Source organism: Rhizobacter sp. P5_A1, from assembly GCF_056400745.1.
In genome coordinates, this window is the sequence record NZ_JBFUKR010000015.1 from 1 (window position 1) to 16154 (window position 16154).

Annotated in this window: 15 protein-coding genes; 11 read left to right on the forward strand and 4 right to left on the reverse strand. The window is 70.7% G+C overall.

Features of this window, described 5'->3' with window-relative positions:
- The 9 genes from AC1DTW_RS16820 to AC1DTW_RS16860 all read left to right on the forward strand — a co-directional run.
- Window positions 1-366 (forward strand): SoxY-related AACIE arm protein (locus tag AC1DTW_RS16820; protein WP_477982421.1); only part of this gene is annotated, 366 nt, incomplete at its 5' end.
- A 13-nt stretch (window positions 367-379) separates the two neighbouring features.
- Window positions 380-712 carry a thiosulfate oxidation carrier complex protein SoxZ gene (locus AC1DTW_RS16825; protein ID WP_477982422.1) on the forward strand — a complete coding sequence of 111 codons (333 nt, stop codon included), beginning with the start codon at window positions 380-382 and terminating at the stop codon, window positions 710-712.
- A complete protein-coding gene (gene soxA, locus AC1DTW_RS16830; protein WP_477982423.1) occupies window positions 709-1488 on the forward strand; it encodes a sulfur oxidation c-type cytochrome SoxA in 780 nt (259 codons plus the stop codon). The genes AC1DTW_RS16825 and soxA overlap by 4 nt, the downstream gene beginning before the upstream one ends.
- 55 nt (window positions 1489-1543) lie before the next feature.
- Complete coding sequence (locus AC1DTW_RS16835; RefSeq protein WP_477982424.1) at window positions 1544-3115, forward strand: MFS transporter; 1572 nt, start codon at window positions 1544-1546, stop codon at window positions 3113-3115.
- Between the two features lie 83 nt (window positions 3116-3198).
- Window positions 3199-3753: a hypothetical protein gene (locus AC1DTW_RS16840; RefSeq protein WP_477982425.1), complete on the forward strand. Its 555-nt coding sequence runs from the start codon at window positions 3199-3201 to the stop codon at window positions 3751-3753.
- A 92-nt stretch (window positions 3754-3845) separates the two neighbouring features.
- Window positions 3846-4289: a phasin family protein gene (locus AC1DTW_RS16845; protein WP_477982426.1), complete on the forward strand. Its 444-nt coding sequence runs from the start codon at window positions 3846-3848 to the stop codon at window positions 4287-4289.
- Window positions 4290-4313: 24 nt separating this feature from the next.
- Complete coding sequence (locus AC1DTW_RS16850; RefSeq protein WP_477982427.1) at window positions 4314-4952, forward strand: TetR/AcrR family transcriptional regulator; 639 nt, start codon at window positions 4314-4316, stop codon at window positions 4950-4952.
- A gap of 43 nt (window positions 4953-4995) precedes the next feature.
- Window positions 4996-5775: an esterase/lipase family protein gene (locus tag AC1DTW_RS16855; protein ID WP_477982428.1), complete on the forward strand. Its 780-nt coding sequence runs from the start codon at window positions 4996-4998 to the stop codon at window positions 5773-5775.
- Window positions 5776-5948: 173 nt separating this feature from the next.
- Window positions 5949-6434: a hypothetical protein gene (locus tag AC1DTW_RS16860; protein ID WP_477982429.1), complete on the forward strand. Its 486-nt coding sequence runs from the start codon at window positions 5949-5951 to the stop codon at window positions 6432-6434.
- A gap of 1 nt (window position 6435) precedes the next feature.
- Here the strand turns inward: AC1DTW_RS16860 and AC1DTW_RS16865 are convergent, their stop codons facing one another.
- The 4 genes from AC1DTW_RS16865 to AC1DTW_RS16880 form a co-directional block, all read right to left on the reverse strand.
- Window positions 6436-7467, reverse strand: a complete 1032-nt coding sequence (locus AC1DTW_RS16865; protein ID WP_477982431.1) for an aldo/keto reductase — start codon at window positions 7465-7467, stop codon at window positions 6436-6438.
- A gap of 32 nt (window positions 7468-7499) precedes the next feature.
- Window positions 7500-9044 (reverse strand): class I adenylate-forming enzyme family protein, encoded by a 1545-nt coding sequence (locus AC1DTW_RS16870; protein ID WP_477982432.1) that lies wholly within the window; start codon window positions 9042-9044, stop codon window positions 7500-7502.
- 4 nt (window positions 9045-9048) lie between these two features.
- Window positions 9049-10350 carry a UDP-N-acetylglucosamine 1-carboxyvinyltransferase gene (locus tag AC1DTW_RS16875; RefSeq protein ID WP_477982433.1) on the reverse strand — a complete coding sequence of 434 codons (1302 nt, stop codon included), beginning with the start codon at window positions 10348-10350 and terminating at the stop codon, window positions 9049-9051.
- Window positions 10351-10420: 70 nt separating this feature from the next.
- Window positions 10421-11992 carry an alpha-glucosidase gene (locus AC1DTW_RS16880; RefSeq protein WP_477982434.1) on the reverse strand — a complete coding sequence of 524 codons (1572 nt, stop codon included), beginning with the start codon at window positions 11990-11992 and terminating at the stop codon, window positions 10421-10423.
- Window positions 11993-12198: 206 nt separating this feature from the next.
- On the opposite strand from AC1DTW_RS16880, the gene glgB reads away from it, so the two are divergent.
- Window positions 12199-14094: a 1,4-alpha-glucan branching protein GlgB gene (glgB, locus tag AC1DTW_RS16885; protein ID WP_477982564.1), complete on the forward strand. Its 1896-nt coding sequence runs from the start codon at window positions 12199-12201 to the stop codon at window positions 14092-14094.
- The gene (locus AC1DTW_RS16890; RefSeq protein WP_477982435.1) at window positions 14091-16145 is read left to right on the forward strand and encodes an alpha-1,4-glucan--maltose-1-phosphate maltosyltransferase; all 2055 of its coding nucleotides are present in this window, start codon (window positions 14091-14093) and stop codon (window positions 16143-16145) included. Before glgB ends, AC1DTW_RS16890 begins: the two co-directional genes overlap by 4 nt.
- Window positions 16146-16154 lie beyond the last annotated feature (9 nt).

Consider the following 16154-nt stretch of genomic DNA (forward strand, 5'->3'; position numbering starts at 1 on the left):
GCCGACGACCTCGCGGCCGCGATCGCGGCCTTCGCCGGCGGCGCGCCGGTGCGTGCGGGCCGGGTGCGGCTCGACATCGCGCCGCTGGTCGAGAACGGCAACGTGGTGCCGATCGGCGTCAGCGTCGACAGCGCGATGACCGAGTCGGATCACGTCACGGCGATCGCGGTGTTCAACGAACGCAACCCGCAACGCGATGTCGCGGTCTTCCGCCTCGGCCCGCGCGCCGGGCGCGCGACGGTCGCGACGCGGATTCGCCTTGCAACCTCGCAGCAGCTCGTTGCGGTCGCGAAGCTGAGCGACGGCTCGTGCTGGTCCCACAGCGTCGACGTGATCGTCACGCTCGCGGCCTGCGTCGAGTCCTGAAGATGAACACCCGATGGCACGCGCGCTGATCACGATGCCGAAGACCGCGCGGCGCGGCGAGATCATCGAGATCCGCACGCTGGTCGCGCACCCGATGGAGACCGGCTACCGCGCCGGCGAGAACGGTGCGATCGTGCCGCGCAACATCATCCGCCGCCTCAGCTGCCACTACTTCGACGGCCGCGACGACGTGGAGGTCTTCAGCGCCGAGCTGTTCCCGGCCATCGCCGCCAACCCCTACATCTCGTTCTTCACGATCGCGACCGGGAGCGGTGTGCTGCGCTTCAGCTGGCAGGGCGACAACGGCTTCGCGCAGACCGAGAGCGTGAACCTGGCCGTCACATGAAGCGGGGCACGCTCGCGGTGTGGGCACTGCTCGCGTGCATGCGGCTCGCAGTCGCAGCGACCGACGCGCCGCCCGACCCGCGCCGTTCCGGCTTCGACTTCATGACGCCGCAGCTCCAGGCGATGCAGCGCGACGATGCGGCGAACCCGGCGATGCTGTGGGTGCAGGGCGGTGCGGCGCTGTGGGAGCGCGGCGCCGGCGCGAGCGGCCGGTCGTGCGCGAGCTGCCACGGCGCCGCGGCCGTGTCGATGCGCGGCGTCGCGGCGCGCTATCCGGCCTTCGATGCCGCGCTGCAGCGCCCGATCGACCTGCGCCAGCGCATCAACCAGTGCCGCGTGGAGCGCCAGCAGGCCGCGCCGTTCGCGACCGAGAACGAGGACCAGCTCGGCATCGAGAGCTTCGTCGCGCTGCAGTCGCGCGGCCTGCCGATCGCGCCACCTCGCGATCCGCGTCTGCGCCCCGCGCTCGAGCGCGGGGCGCAGCTGTTCACGCAGCGCATGGGCCAGCTCGACTTCGCGTGCGCTCAGTGTCACGACGCGCACGCCGGCCAGCGCCTGGCCGGCAGCACGATCCCGCAGGCGCACCCGACCGGCTACCCGCTCTATCGCCTCGAGTGGCAGGGCATGGGTTCGTTGCAACGCCGGCTGCGCAGCTGCATGGCCGGCGTGCGCGCCGAGCCGTTCGCCTACGGTGCACCCGAGCTGGTCGAGCTCGAGCTCTACCTCGCGCGGCGTGCGGCCGGCATGCGCGTCGACGCGCCGGCCGTGCGGCCCTGAGCGCCGCGCACATCGGGTATCGTGCGCGGTTTCGCGCTGCTGCTGCCTGCCCACGATGACCCCGACCCGCGTTCTCGCCGACCGCCCGCACCTGTGGGCCTTCGTGCTCGGCTGCCTTGCCGTGACCGCCGGCGTGGTGCTGCACCTGCCGATGTACTGGATGGGGCGCGACAACGGCTTTCACCTCGCCGACATGCCAATGGACGCCGAGATGGTCTGGGGCATGGGACTGATCATCGTCGGCCTCGCGGTCGCGGCCTATGGCTTGCTGCCGAAGGCGCCGAGCGGGCGCGACGCCGCGGCGGTGTCGACGCTCGACGTGTCCGCCCCCGAGGACGCGCCGCTGAGCCCGGCGCACTGGCGCCTGATGGTCGTGCTGACGATCGCGCTCGTGATCGACGTGATGAAGCCCGCGAGCCTGGGCTTCGTGCTGCCCGGCATGGCGGCCGAGTACGCGGTGCCGAAGACGACGGTCGCGTGGCTGCCGTTCGCCGCGCTGTGCGGCACGGTCGTCGGTTCGGTCGTCTGGGGCTGGCTCGCCGACCTGTACGGGCGGCGCGCGTCGATCCTGCTCAGCGCGGTGATGTTCGTCGGCACCGCGATCTGCGGGTCGATGCCGTCGCTGTGGTGGAACGTCGGCATGTGCTTCCTGATGGGCGCGGCCGCCGGCGGCATGTTGCCGGTGACCTATGCACTGCTCGCCGAGACGATGCCGTCGAAGCACCGTGGCTGGGTGCTGGTGCTGGTCGGCGGGCTCGGCGCGGTCGGCGGCTACCTCGCGGCGAGCGGCTTCGCGGCCTGGCTCGAGCCGCTGCTGAGCTGGCGCGTTCTGTGGTTCCTGAACCTGCCGACGGGGCTGGTGCTGATCTTCCTGAACGCGTTCATTCCCGAATCCCCGAAGTACCTGGTCGCGCGCGGCCGCATCGCCGAGGCGAACGAGACGCTGCGCAGTTTCGGCTGCGTGCTGCATGCCCACGCGGGCGCGATCGCCGTGCCGCGGGTCGCGATGCCGATCGCCGTGCACGGCCTGGCCGCCCGCACCTGGGCGCTGAGCATCACCGCGGTCGCCTGGGGCCTGATCAACTTCGGCCTGCTGCTGTGGATGCCGGTGCACCTGGTCGAGAAGGGCTACAGCATGGCGATCTCGAGTTCGCTGCTCGCGGCCTCGGCGCTGATCGCGATCCCGACCGTGTTCGTCGCTGCGTTCCTGTACAGCCGCTGGAGCAGCAAGGGCGCGCTGCTCGGCGCGATCGTGCTGACCGGCCTGGGCCTGCTCGGGCTGATCCAGCTCGAGCTCTCGACCGCCGCGAACGCGAGCCCGGTCTGGCCGATCGCGCTGCTGATCGTCGGTATCAACGCGATCGTCGCGATGCTGCTGCCGTACGCGGCCGAGAGCTACCCGCTGAACATCCGCGGCCGCGCGACCGGCTGGGTCGCGGCCTGCACCAAGGGCGGCGGGCTGATGGCGCAGCTGCTGAGCCTGCTCGGGCTCGTGCCGGCGCTGTTCGTCGCGGCACTGGCGATTCTGGTGCCGGTGCTGGTGGCGCTGGTGCTGGTCTGGCGCTTCTGCATCGAAACGCGCGGGCGCGACCTGCGCGATCTGGAGGCCCTAGGGCAAACGACCTAACTATCGCGAGCTTCTAGCTTTCAAGGCCTAGGCCTTCGCGCGGATCATCCGGTCATCTCGTCAACACCCACCGGAGATCTCCCATGTCCACCCCATCCCTCAGCTCGGTCGCCCAGCATGTCGTCGGCCAGTACAGCCAGGCCGGCAAGATCGTCGTCGGCGCGTACCGCAGCGGCGCGCAGCGTCTCGTCGGCGGCGTCAATACGCGCTATGCGTCGTTCGTCCACAGCCGCGCGCTGCCGCTCGTCAGCGACGCGGTCAAGGCCAGCCTGATCGAGCTGCAGACGAAGCTCGCGCACGCAGTCGTCGGCGGCATCAACGCCGGCACCGGCCGTGCCGAGCAGGCGATCGAGCTGCTCGCCGGCGGCGTCAACGGCGGCATCCAGCGTGCCAGCGCGACGGCCGAACGCGTCGAGAGCGCCTTCAACACGAAGGCGCTGACCGCCGTCGGCCAGCTGTCGCTGCCGGCTGCGCAGGTCTCGCTCGAGATCGCGAAGCGTGCGGTCGCCGGCACGAAGCGCCTGTCGGCGCGCGTGAGCGGTGCCGAAGCGGAAGTCGAGCAGGTCGTCGTGACCGCGAAGCGCGCGGCGAAGCGCGTCGCGAAGAAGGCCGTGCGCACGGTCAAGGCCCGAGCCTGATCTTCGCGAACTCGCATCGGTGAATACGAGGGCCTTCGCGCGAGCGAAGGCCCTTGGTTCATCTGCGATCATCTCGAACGAAGGAACGCACGATGGTCACGAAAACGAAGCGCGCCGCGCCGCGCAAGCGCACGGCCGTAGCCGAGCCGGCTGCCACCGAACACGCCGCCACGAAAGCGAGCCCGCTGCGCGCCGGCCTGAAGGCGCTCGGCAAGGTCCGCGACGACGTCGTGCAGCACCAGAGCCGCGTGTTCGAGGCGATCCTCGGCATCGAGCCGGGTGCCGGCTGGTCGGGGCTGGTCAAGCGCGACACGGCCGCCGCCAAGCTCGCGCAAGAGGAGCTGGGGCTGCGCAAGTTCGAGGCGGTGTTCGACCAGCGCGTCGGCAGCGCGCTCGAGCGCATGGGCATGCCGACGATCGACGCGCTGCAGGCGCTCGGCGACGAGGTCGCCGCGCTGCGCGCCGAAGTCGCCGCGCTGCGGGCCCGGCTGCCGGCCGAGGCGCGCCGCCCGAAGGCGCCGCCGCGCAAGCGCTGAGCCCAGTGTCGTGATCCTCGCGCCATGACGGCACCCGCGACGCGCACGCGTGACCGCATCCTCGAGGCCAGCCTCGCGCTGTTCAACGCCGACGGCCTGGCCGCCGTCTCGACGCACCGCATCGCCGCCGAGCTCGGCATCAGCCCGGGCAACCTGCATTACCACTTCAAGGCCAAGCAGCTGATCGTTGCCGGCCTGTTCCGCCGCTTCGAGGAACGGCTCGCGGCCTGCATGGACGCCGCCGCGAGCGTCTGCGCGATCGACGATCTCTGGCTCTCGCTGCACCTGATCTTCGAGGCGATCAACGAATACCGCTTCGTCTATCGCGACGTGGCCTACCTGCTGAGCGAGTACCCCGAGCTCGAGGCGCGCGCGCAGGCGCTGACCGCGCACAACCTGCTCGCCGCGAAGGGCCTGTGCGCCGGGCTGAAGGACGCGGGCGTGATCGAGGCCGGCGACGAAGAGGTCGAGATGCTCGCGCTGCAGATCGTGTTCTCGACGACCTGCTGGTTCAGCTTCCGGCGCCTGACGCCGAAGCGCGGCCCGCAGCCGCACGCCGAGCCGGCGCTCGCGGCGTACTACACGCTGACCTTCCTGTCGCCGTACGTCGTCGGCGACGCGCGCGACTACCTGAACTACCTGCGCTCGAAGTACCTGCGCTGAGCGCTTCGACGCATCACCGACAACAAGCCACGGAGACCCTCGCATGACGACCCGAACCCACCACGCCGAGCGCATCGCGCCGCCCTCGCGGCTGCTGCAACTGCTGGAGCTGCGTGCGAGCTGGGAGTTCGCGGCCGGCATCGCCGCGCTGCCGTGGCTGCGCCTCGCGCCACGCGGCGACGGCCACCCGGTGCTGGTGCTGCCGGGCCTGGTCGCGAGCGACGCGTCGACGAAGTTGCTGCGCGACTTCCTGGCGCGGCGCGGCTACGCGGTCCACGGCTGGGGCCTGGGCCGCAACTACGGCCCGCGGCCCGGTGTCGAGGAAGCGATGCTCGCGACGATCGACCGACTGCATGCGCAGACCGGCCGCAAGCTCAGCCTGATCGGCCAGAGCCTGGGCGGTGCGTACGCGCGGCTGCTCGCGGCGCGGCGGCCCGACGCGGTGCGCAGTGTGATCACGCTGGGCAGCCCGGTGACCGGTCATCCGCGCGCCAGCAACGCTTGGCGCGTCTATGAGTTCACCAGCGGCAAAAGTTCGGTCGATCCGCGGCGCTGGAAGCAGGTCACGCAAGCGCCCCTTGTGCCGACGACCTCGATCTACAGCCGCAGCGACGGCGTCGTCGCGTGGCAGAGCAGCCTCGAGGCCGCGAGCCCCAACACCGAGAGCATCGAGGTCGTCAGCAGCCACATCGGCATGGCGGTGCATCCGGCGGTGCTGTATGCGGTGGCCGAGCGACTCGCGCAGCCCGAAGGGCAATGGCGGCCGTTCGAGCGCCGCGGCTGGCGCGCGGCGGTGTTCCCGAAGGCGGCGACCTCGCGCTGAGTCGACGCCGGCACCGCGATCGGCGCACGCGTCGCCGGCTGGCGCCAGCGGATACGCCGCCGCCGTGTAGGCGCACGCCGACGCGCGAATGCTCGGTCGGCCGAGTGACGCGGCGGCGCGCACCGCCGACGATGGGACATTCGAGCCGGAGGGCTCGTCATCGAGGAGTGCGCATGAACCCGACCGACCGCCCCGCCGCGTACGGTGTCTTCAAGCCCGTCGGCCATGTCATCGTCGCGTTGCCGAGCGACGACGATGCGCAGCACGCGCTGACCGCGCTGCTGCGCGCCGGCTTCCCGGCCGCCGACGTGGTGCACTACTCGCCCGCGCAGATGAAGCGCCAGGCCGAGATCGACATCGAGCAGGCCGGCGTGCTGGCCGGCATCGGCCAGGAGCTGAACCTCGTGAAGGCGCATCGCGAGCTGGCCGAGAAGGGCCACAGTTTCCTCGTCGTGCGCGCCCCGAAGCCCGAACAGGCACAGCGCGTCGCGGCCATCGCGCGCCGCTTCAACGCGACCCGCGCGCAGGGCTACGGCCACCTGACGATCGAGGAACTGATCGAGGTCGGTGCGGGCGAAACGCAGGTCGCCGAATCCCCCGATCGCGGCCTCGACGCGCAGACGCGTTCCGGCCACGAGGCGGGTGCCGCGCGGCGCTGATTCAACCGCTGCGCGGCACGCGCCCCGTGACCGGGTACTGCGGGTCGTTGTAGCCGGGCGTCGACGCGTGCCCGGTGCTGACGAGCGCGCTGACGAATTCTTCGTCGGCCGCATCGAACGGCGTGTCGAGCGCGCCGAGGTAGTCGCGCCACTGCGTGAGCGTCTTCGGCCCGCCGATCACGCCGTTCACCAGCGTGTTGTTCCAGACCCAGCCGAGCGCCAGCTGTGTCGGCGTCAGGCCGCGCGAGCGCGCGTGCTCGGCCATCCGGGTCGCGAGCGCGAGCGATTCGGGGCGGAACTCGGTCTGCATGATGCGCGGGTCGTTGCGTGCCGCGCGCGAGCCTTCGGGCGGCGCCGCGCCGGGCCGGTACTTGCCGCTGAGCACGCCGCGCGCGAGCGGGCTGTAGACGACCGCGCCGAGGCCGTAGTGCGCACAGCACGGCAGCAGCTCGGTCTCGATCTGGCGCGACATCGCGTTGTACGGCGGCTGGCAGACGATCGGCGGCGCGATCGCCATCGCGCGGCACATCTCGGCGACCCGCGCGATGCGCCAGGCGCGAAAGTTCGACAGCCCGAAGTGATGCACCTTGCCGCGCTCGATCAGCTGCGCGACCGCGGCCAGCGTTTCGTCGAGCGGCGTGCTCGGGTCCTCGCGGTGCAGGTACAGCACGTCGACCCAGTCGGTGCCGAGGCGCCGCAGGCTCGCGTCGACGGCGCTCAGGATGTGGCGGCGCGACAGGCCACGATCGTTCGGCCCCGGGCCCATCGGGTTCGCGAGCTTGGTCGCGAGGACCCAGCGTTCGCGGTCGGCAGCGATCAGCCGGCCGGTGATGCGCTCGGACTCGCCGCCGGCATACACATCGGCGGTGTCGATCGCGTTCAGGCCCGCGTCGCGCGAGGCGGCCACGATGCTCGCCGCCTCGGCGGCATCGGTCTGGTCGCCGAACATCATCGTGCCGAGCCAGAGCTTCGAGACTTTCAGGCCGCTCGCGCCGAGCGGGTGGTAGGTGACGGGAACGGTCGTGTCGGTCATGCGCCGTTATAGCGCGGCCGCTTCCATCGTGCTCAGCGCGGGTCCTGCCCGCTGGCAACGTGCTGGTCGCGCAGCTCGCGCTTCAGCACCTTGCCGATCGCGCTGCGCGGCAGCTCGTCGACGAACTGCAGGCGCGCGAGCCGCTGCGTCTTGCCGACGCGTGCGTTCAGCCATTGCAGCAGCTCCGCGTCGCTCGCGCTGCTGTCGGCGCGCCGCACGACGAACCCGATCGGGGTCTCGCCCCATTGCAGCGACGGCACGCCGACGACCGCCGCGTCGGTGACCGCCGGATGCTCGCGCAGCACCGCCTCGAGATCGCTCGGGTAGATGTTGAAGCCGCCGCTGATGACCATGTCCTTCTTGCGGTCCATCAGCACGAGAAAGCCGTCGGCGTCGAAGCGGCCGACGTCGCCGGTGCGGATGAAGCGCTTGCCGGCGGCGTCGAACCATTCGGCCTCGCGCGTCTTGCCCGGCTGGCGGTGGTAGCCGGTCATCATGCCCGCCGAATGGCCGACGACTTCGCCGGTCGCGCCCGGCGGCAGCTCGTGCCCGGCATCGTCGATCAGGCGGATGTCGTGGCCCGCGGCCGGCTGGCCGACGGTGTGCAGCTTGTCCGGGTGCGCGTGCGCGAGCAGGATGCAGGTGCCGCCGCCTTCGGTCATGCCGTAGAACTCGACCAGCCCACCGGGCCAGCGCTTCAGCACGTCGGCCTTCAGCGCGGCGCCGAACGGCGCGCTGGTGCAGAACTTGAACTGCGTGCTCGACAGGTCGTGCGCATCGAACTGCGGCAGCGCCATGATGCGCTGGTACTGCACCGGCACCAGCATCGTGTGCGTGATGCGGTGGCGCTGCGCGAGCGCCAGGTACTGCGCCGCATCGAACTTCGCCATCAGCACGACCGTGCCGCCGTACGCGAGCGTCGGGAAGAACACGACCAGCGTCGTGTTCGAGTACAGCGGTGTCGCGAGCAAGGTCACGCCGTCGGGGCCGTAGCCATAGTTCGCGCCGCGCGCGACATGCGACCAGCGCATGCCGTGCGACTGCACGATGCCCTTCGGCAGCCCGGTCGTGCCGGACGAATAGATGATGTTGAACGGCGCGTCGGGCGGTACATCGACCGGCGTCGGTCGCGCGCCTTCGGGCATCAGCCAGGCGTCGAAAGAGAGACCGGGGCCGACGCCGTCGAGCGCGATGCAGTCGGCCGCGCTGCCGGCGCCGCCGAGCGCATCGAGCGCGGCCGCGTCGGCGAACAGCCAGCGCGCCTGCGCGTCGCCGCGCATCGCCGCGAAACTCTCGGGCGTGACCGACGGCGCGAGCGGCGCGACCGCGATGCCGGCGCGCAGCGCGCCGAGAAACACCGCGGCATAGCGCGGCGAGGCCTGCGCGCAGATCGCAATCGCGTCCCCAGGCCGCAGGCCGTCGCGCTGCAGCGACGCGGCGATGCGATCCATCAGCGCATCGAGCGCGGCGTAGCTCAGCGTCGTGTCGCCCTGCACGAGCGCGGCCTGCTCGGGCCGGGCGCGCGCGTGTTCGCGCAGCAGCGCGCCGAGGGTTCGGTACGCGGGGTCGTCGTTCATGCCGTCACTCCTCGCTCGTCCATTCGACCTGCACGCCGAGGCCGCGCAGGTTCTCGACGAAGCGCGGATGCGCGCGCCGGATCGGTATCGCGTTGCGGATCTCGGAGCGGCCCTCGATGCTGGCTGCGACCATGAACAGCGCGATCGCGACGCGGATGATGTAGGGGCTCTCGACCACCGCCGGCGTCAGCGGGTTGCCGCCGAAGGTGATGAGCCGGTGCGGATCCGACGAGAACACATGGGCGCCGAACTTCGACAGCTCGCCGGTCCAGCCGAGCGCCCCGTCGTAGACCTTGTTCCAGAACATCGCGTTGCCCTGCGCGCACACGCCCAGCGCGATGAAGATCGGCAGCAGGTCGACCGGGAAATACGGCCACGGCGCGGCCTCGACCTTCGTCAGCACGTTGGGGGTGAACGGCGTCTGCACCTTCAGCGGGCCGCTGCGGCTGGCGCGAGACCAGCCGTCCTCGTGCGTGATCTGCACGCCGAACTTCGCGAACGTGCGGTCGATCAGCGGAAAGTTGCCCGGCGCGCCGTTGCGCACGACGACATCGCCGCCGGTGATCGCGCCGAGCGCGAGGAAGGTCGTGATCTCGTGGAAGTCTTCGTCGAAGCTGAACTCGCCGCCGCTCAGCGCGCTGCCGCCGTGCACCGTCAGGCGCGAGGTGCCGATGCCGTCGATGCGCACGCCGATCATCGTCATGAAGCGGCAGAACTCCTGCACGTGCGGCTCCGACGCCGCGTTCGTCAGCGTCGACGTGCCGCTCGCCGCGGCCGCGCACAGCACGAAGTTCTCGGTCGTCGTGACCGAGGCGTAGTCGAGCCAGTGCTCGGTCGGCGTCAAGCGGCCGGCACGGCGCACGAGCAGCGAGCCGTCGACGCGCTCGACCTCGCCGCCGAAGCGGCGGAAGACATCGACGTGCGGATCGATCTCGCGCACGCCGAGCGTGCAGCCCTTGACGTTGTCCTCGAGGCGCGCAATGCCGAAGCGCGCCAGCAGCGGCGGCACCAGCATGATCGACGAGCGCATCTCTTCGGGCAGCCGGTGGCGCGCCGCGTCGAACACGGTCGCGTGGTGATGCAGCTCGAGCGTGCCGGTCGCGTGGTCCATCTGCACCGCGCTGCCGAAGCTGCGAAAGATCTCGAGGATCTTGCGCACGTCGGTGATGTCGGGCACGCCGTGCAGGCGCAGCGGCTCGCCGCTGAGCAGCGTGGCGCAGAGCACGGGCAGCACCGCGTTCTTGTTCGCCGACGGGGTGATGCGGCCCCGCAACGGCGTGCCGCCGTGCACGATCAGGTTGGACATGGGTTCAGAAGCAGAAGTGGATGCGGCCGGGCCGCGGCGATGCTCGACACTGTACCCGCCACCGCTGCGGTCACCGCGCCGCTACCGCGATCGCGAAGCCGTTGCGCTCGAGCACGGTATGCGCCGGCGTCTGCCGCAGCGCGCCGCAGAGCAGGATTCGGTCGGGCGCCAGTGCGGCCACGCTCAAGGGCTCGTCGCCGAGGTTGAACAGGCAGGTGAGCGTAATGCCGTTCGCCTGCCGTTCGAAGCCCAGCAAGCCACGCGCAGTCTCGTCCGCGGTCGCGTTGAAGGCCAGGCTGCCGGCGTGCAGTTCGGGTCGGGTGCGGCGCAGCGCGAAGACCTGGCATGCGAAGTTGAGCACCGAGTGCGGGTCGGCCTCCTGCGCCGCGACGTTCAGCGCGACGTGCTCGGGCGGCATCGGCAGCCACGGCTCGGCGCTGCTGAAACCGGCGTGCGGGCCGGCGTTCCATGGCAGCGGCGTGCGGCAGCCGTCGCGGCCCTTGAAGCGCGGCCAGAAGCGCTTGCCGTAGGGGTCCTGCAGGCGCTCGAACGGCACGTCGGCCTCGGTCAGGCCGAGTTCCTCGCCCTGGTACAGGCAGATCGTGCCGCGCAGGCAGGCGAGCAGCGCCAGCATCTGGCGCGCCACCGCGGCGGGATCGCGGCCCTCGCCCCAGCGGCTCGCGACGCGCGGCTTGTCGTGGTTGCTCAGTGCGTGACAGGCGACGCCGGGGCCGGGCATTTCCACGTCGAGCCGCTCGAGGATGCCGCGCACATAGGCCGCGCTGTGCGAGGCGCGCAGCAGGTCGAAGCTGTAGGCGCTGTGCAGCAGGCCGGGCGCGACATACTCGATCGCGAGCTGCGCGCCGTCGCTGCCGCCGACCTCGGCGACCGAGTAGGCGCCGTAGCGATCGAGCAACTCGCGCACGCGGACCAGGAAGGCTGGCACCTCCGGGCGGTTCTTGTCGTACCGATGCTGCTGGAAGCCGTACGGGTGCAGCGCATGCTCGGCACCACCGGGGGCCGGCGGATTGCTGCGCAGGGCCTGGTCCTGGAAGTAGTGGTTGCAGGCGTCGAAGCGGAACCCGGCGATGCCGAGCTCGAGCCAGAAGCGCATCTCGTCGAGCGCCTGCTGCTGGACATCGGGGTGGTGGAAGTTCAGGTCCGGCTGGCTGTCGAGAAAGGTGTGGAAGTAGTACTGGCGGCGCGTCGCATCCCACTCCCAGGCGCCGCCGCCGAAGACCGACAGCCAGTTGTTCGGCGGCGAGCCGTCGGGCAGTGCATCGGCCCACAGGTACCAGTCGTCCTTGCCGTCTTCGCGCCGGCGGCTGGCCTCGAACCAGGGATGGTGGTCGGAGGTGTGCGAGACCGCCATGTCGAGCATCACGCCGATGTCGAGTTGCCGGGCGCGAGCGATCACGTCGCGCAGGTCGGCAAGGCTGCCGAAGACCGGGTCGACACTGCGGTAGTCGGCCACGTCGTAGCCGAAATCGCGCATAGGCGACCTGAACACCGGGCCGATCCAGACCATGTCGACGCCGAGGCGCTTGATGTACTCGAGCCGGGCGGCGATGCCGGGCAGATCGCCGATGCCGTCGCCGTTGCTGTCCTGGAAGCTGCGCGGGTAGACCTGGTAGATGAGCATGCAAACCTCGAAAAAGCGTCGCGGGCCTCCCGCTTGCCGGGCGCTGGCGGGAGAAACCAGTCCGGACCATTTTGCGATCCGGACACATCCCCTCACCGCACGAGGCCGCGGATTTTGCGATAACCACGGTTCGGAGCGCGGTGCGATCGCCAGGAGAGCCTGTGAATCGAATCAAGAAGACCCAACGACCGGAGCCGCCCGTCAGCCTGTCGGGCGGCGCCATCGAAGCGAGCGAGCTCGACGTGCAGCGGTTTCGCGACGGCACGCATGCGCAGCTGCATGAGAGCCTCGGCTGCCACCTGCTCGGCGCCGAAGGCGGCGCCGATTTCGGCGTCTGGGCGCCGAACGCGGCCGAGGTCTCGGTGATCGGCGAATGGAACGGCTGGCAGCCCGGCGCGTCGCCGTTGACGCGGCGCCCGGATGACAGCGGCGTCTGGCAGGGCCGGGTGTCGCAGGTGCGGCGCGGGCAGGCCTACAAGTACCGCGTCGTGTCGAACCAGCACGGGCATGCGGCCGACAAGGCCGATCCGTTCGCGGTCTGGGCCGAGGAGCCGCCGGCGACCGCGTCGCGGGCCTGGGAGCTCGGCTACCGCTGGCGCGATGCCGACTGGATGGCCGCGCGCGCCGCGCACAACGCGCTCGATGCGCCGCTCGCGATCTACGAGCTGCATGCCGGCTCGTGGCGGCGCAGCGACGGCCGCTGGCTCAGCTACCGCGAACTGGCGCATGCGCTGGCGGATCACGTCGTCGCGATGGGCTTCACGCACGTCGAGCTGATGCCGATCACCGAGCACCCGTTCTACGGCTCGTGGGGCTACCAGACCACCGGCTACTTCGCGCCGACCGCCCGCTACGGCACGCCGCAGGACTTCATGTACTTCGTCGACCACCTGCACCAGCGCGGCATCGGCGTGCTGCTCGACTGGGTGCCCTCGCATTTCCCGACCGACGAACACGGGCTGCAGTTCTTCGACGGCACGCACCTGTATGAGCACGCCGATCCGCGCCAGGGCTTTCACCCGGAATGGAACTCGAGCATCTTCAACTATGGCCGCGGCGAGGTGCGCAGCTTCCTGCTGTCGTCGGCGCGGTTCTGGCTCGAGACCTATCACCTCGACGGGCTGCGCGTCGATGCGGTCGCGTCGATGCTCTACCTCGACTACGCGCGCCGGCCCGGCGAATGGGTCCCGAATCGCCACGGCGGCCACGAGAACCTGGAGGCGATCGCGTTCCTGCAGGAGCTCAACCGCGCGGTCTACGCCGCTCATCCCGACGTGATGATGGTCGCCGAGGAGTCGACCGCGTGGCCGATGGTCTCGCGGCCCACCGAGATGGGCGGGCTCGGCTTCGGCCTGAAATGGAACATGGGCTGGATGCACGACACGCTGGCCTACCTGAAGGAAGACCCCATCCATCGCCGCCACCATCACGGCCGGCTCACGTTCTCGCTCGTCTACGCGTTCAACGAGAATTTCGTGCTGCCGCTCTCGCACGACGAAGTGGTCTACGGCAAGGGCTCGCTTACGGCCAAGATGCCGGGCGACGACTGGCAGATGTTCGCGAACCTGCGCGCGCTCTACGGTCTGATGTGGGCGCACCCGGGCAAGAAGCTGCTGTTCATGGGCGGCGAGTTCGCGCAGCGGCGCGAATGGACGCATGACGGCGAGCTCGAGTGGTGGGTCGCCGAGCGCCCCGAGCACGCCGGCGTGATGCGCTTCGTGCAGGCGCTGAACCGGCTGTACCGCGCCGAGCCGGCGCTGTGGCAGATCGACTTCGCGCCCGAAGGCTTCGAGTGGATCGAGTCCGACGATGCGCCGGCGAGCGTGATCGCGTTCCTGCGCAAGCCGCGCGACGGCGGCGCGCGGCTGCTCGCGGTCTGCAACTTCACGCCGGTCCCGCGCGAGAACTACCTCGTCGGGGTGCCCGCTGGCGGCATCTGGCGCGAAGTGCTGAACAGCGACGCACGCGACTACGGCGGTGCCGGCTGGGGCAACCTGGGCGGCGTCGAGGCGGCGCCGATCGGCGCGCACGGACGCAGCCACTCGCTGAACCTGGTGCTGCCGCCGCTCTCGACCATCGTCCTTCGACACGAAGCCCCATGACTGAAACCCGAACCCGGCCATCTGCCGCCTCGCTGCTCGACACCGCCGTCGACGGCCGCCGCCGTGCCGTCGTCGACGCGGTGCTCCCGACCGTCGACGGCGGGCGCTTCGCCGTCAAGCGCGTCGCGGGCGAACGCCTCGAGGTCGAGGCGCATTGCTTCACCGACGGCCACGACCTGCTGCGCGTGCTGCTGCTGTGGCGCGCCGAAGGCGACACGGCGTGGCACGAGGTGCCGATGCGCGCACGACCGAACGACGTCTGGCATGCAGGCTTCAGCGCGCCGGCGCCCGGCCGCTATCGCTACACGGTCTGCGCCTGGGTCGACGCGTTCGAGTCGTGGCGGCACGAACTCGAGCGGCGCGTCGATCCCGACGACATCCGCGTCGCGGCGCGCAGCGGCGCGCTGTTGATCGATGCCGCCGCGCAGCGCGCCGACGGCGCCGATCGGGCGGCGCTGGCCGAGTGGGCGATCGCGCTCGATGCGCGCGCCGTCGACGCGAGCGCGGCCGATGCCCCGGCACTGAAGGCGATCGCGCTCGACGCGGCGCTGGCGGCGACCGCGGCGCGCCACCCGGATCGCCGCCTCGAGCTGCGTTTTCCGGCAGAGCTGCCGCTGACCGTCGACCGTCCGCGTGCGCGCTTCAGCAGCTGGTACGAGCTGTTCCCGCGCTCGGCGTCGAGCGAGCCGGGGCGCCATGGCACCTTCCGCGACGTCGAGGCGCGGCTGCCCTACGTCGCCGGGATGGGCTTCGACGTGCTCTACCTGCCACCGATCCACCCGATCGGCCGCGACAAGCGCAAGGGCCCCAACAACACGCTGGCCGCGGGGCCCGACGACGTCGGCAGCCCATGGGCGATCGGCGCGGCCGAGGGCGGGCACAAGCAGATCCTGCCGGCGCTCGGCACGCCCGGAGACTTTCGCCACCTGGTCGCCGAGGCCGCGCGCCACGGCCTCGAGATCGCGCTGGACATCGCGTTCCAGTGCGCGCCCGACCACCCGTACGTGAAGGCGCATCCGCAGTGGTTCCGCTGGCGCCCCGACGGCACGGTGCAGTACGCCGAGAACCCGCCGAAGAAGTACCAGGACATCTACCCGTTCAACTTCGAGTGCGAGGACTGGCGCGCGCTCTGGCTCGAACTGAAGGGCGTGCTCGAGCACTGGGTCGGCGAGGGCGTGCGCATCTTCCGCATCGACAACCCGCACACCAAGGCCTTCGGCTTCTGGGAATGGGTCATCGAGGAGATCCAGCGCGAGCACCCGGACGTGATCTTCCTCGCCGAGGCCTTCACGCGGCCGAAGGTGATGCACCGGCTCGCGAAGGTCGGCTTCACGCAGTCGTACACCTACTTCACGTGGCGCAACACGAAGCCGGAGCTGATCGCGTACTTCACCGAGCTCGCGCAGGGGCCGGGGCGCGAATACTTTCGCCCGAACGCCTGGCCGAACACGCCCGACATCCTGAACGAGCACCTGCACGGCGGCGAGCGGGCGGTGTTCATGATGCGGCTGGTGCTGGCGGCGACGCTGGCGGCCAACTACGGCATTTACGGGCCGGCCTACGAGCTGCTCGAGGGCGACCCGCGCGAGCCGGGCAGCGAGGAGTACCGCGACTCCGAGAAGTACCAGTTGCGCCACTGGGACCTGACGCGTGCCGAGAGCCTCGCACCGTTCATTGCGCGCATCAACCGCATCCGGCGCGAGAACCCGGCGCTGCAGGCCGACCACAGCCTGCGCTTCGTGCCGGTCGACAACGATCAGCTGATCGCCTACGTGAAGCGCAGCGGTGCCGGAGGCGACGAGAACATCGTGCTGTGCGTCGTCAATCTCGACCCGCACAATGCGCAGTCGGGCTGGATCGATCTCGCGGCGGCCGAACTCGACCTCGATCTGGCGCAGTCGTTCCAGATGCACGATCTGCTGGCCAACCAGCGCTTCGTCTGGCAGGGCCCGCGCCGCTTCGTGCGGCTCGACCCGGCGCGCGCGCCGGCGCATGTGTTCGTGCTGCGCCGCCGCGTGCGCAGCGAGCGTGACTTCGACTACTTCCTTTAAGGCAGACGC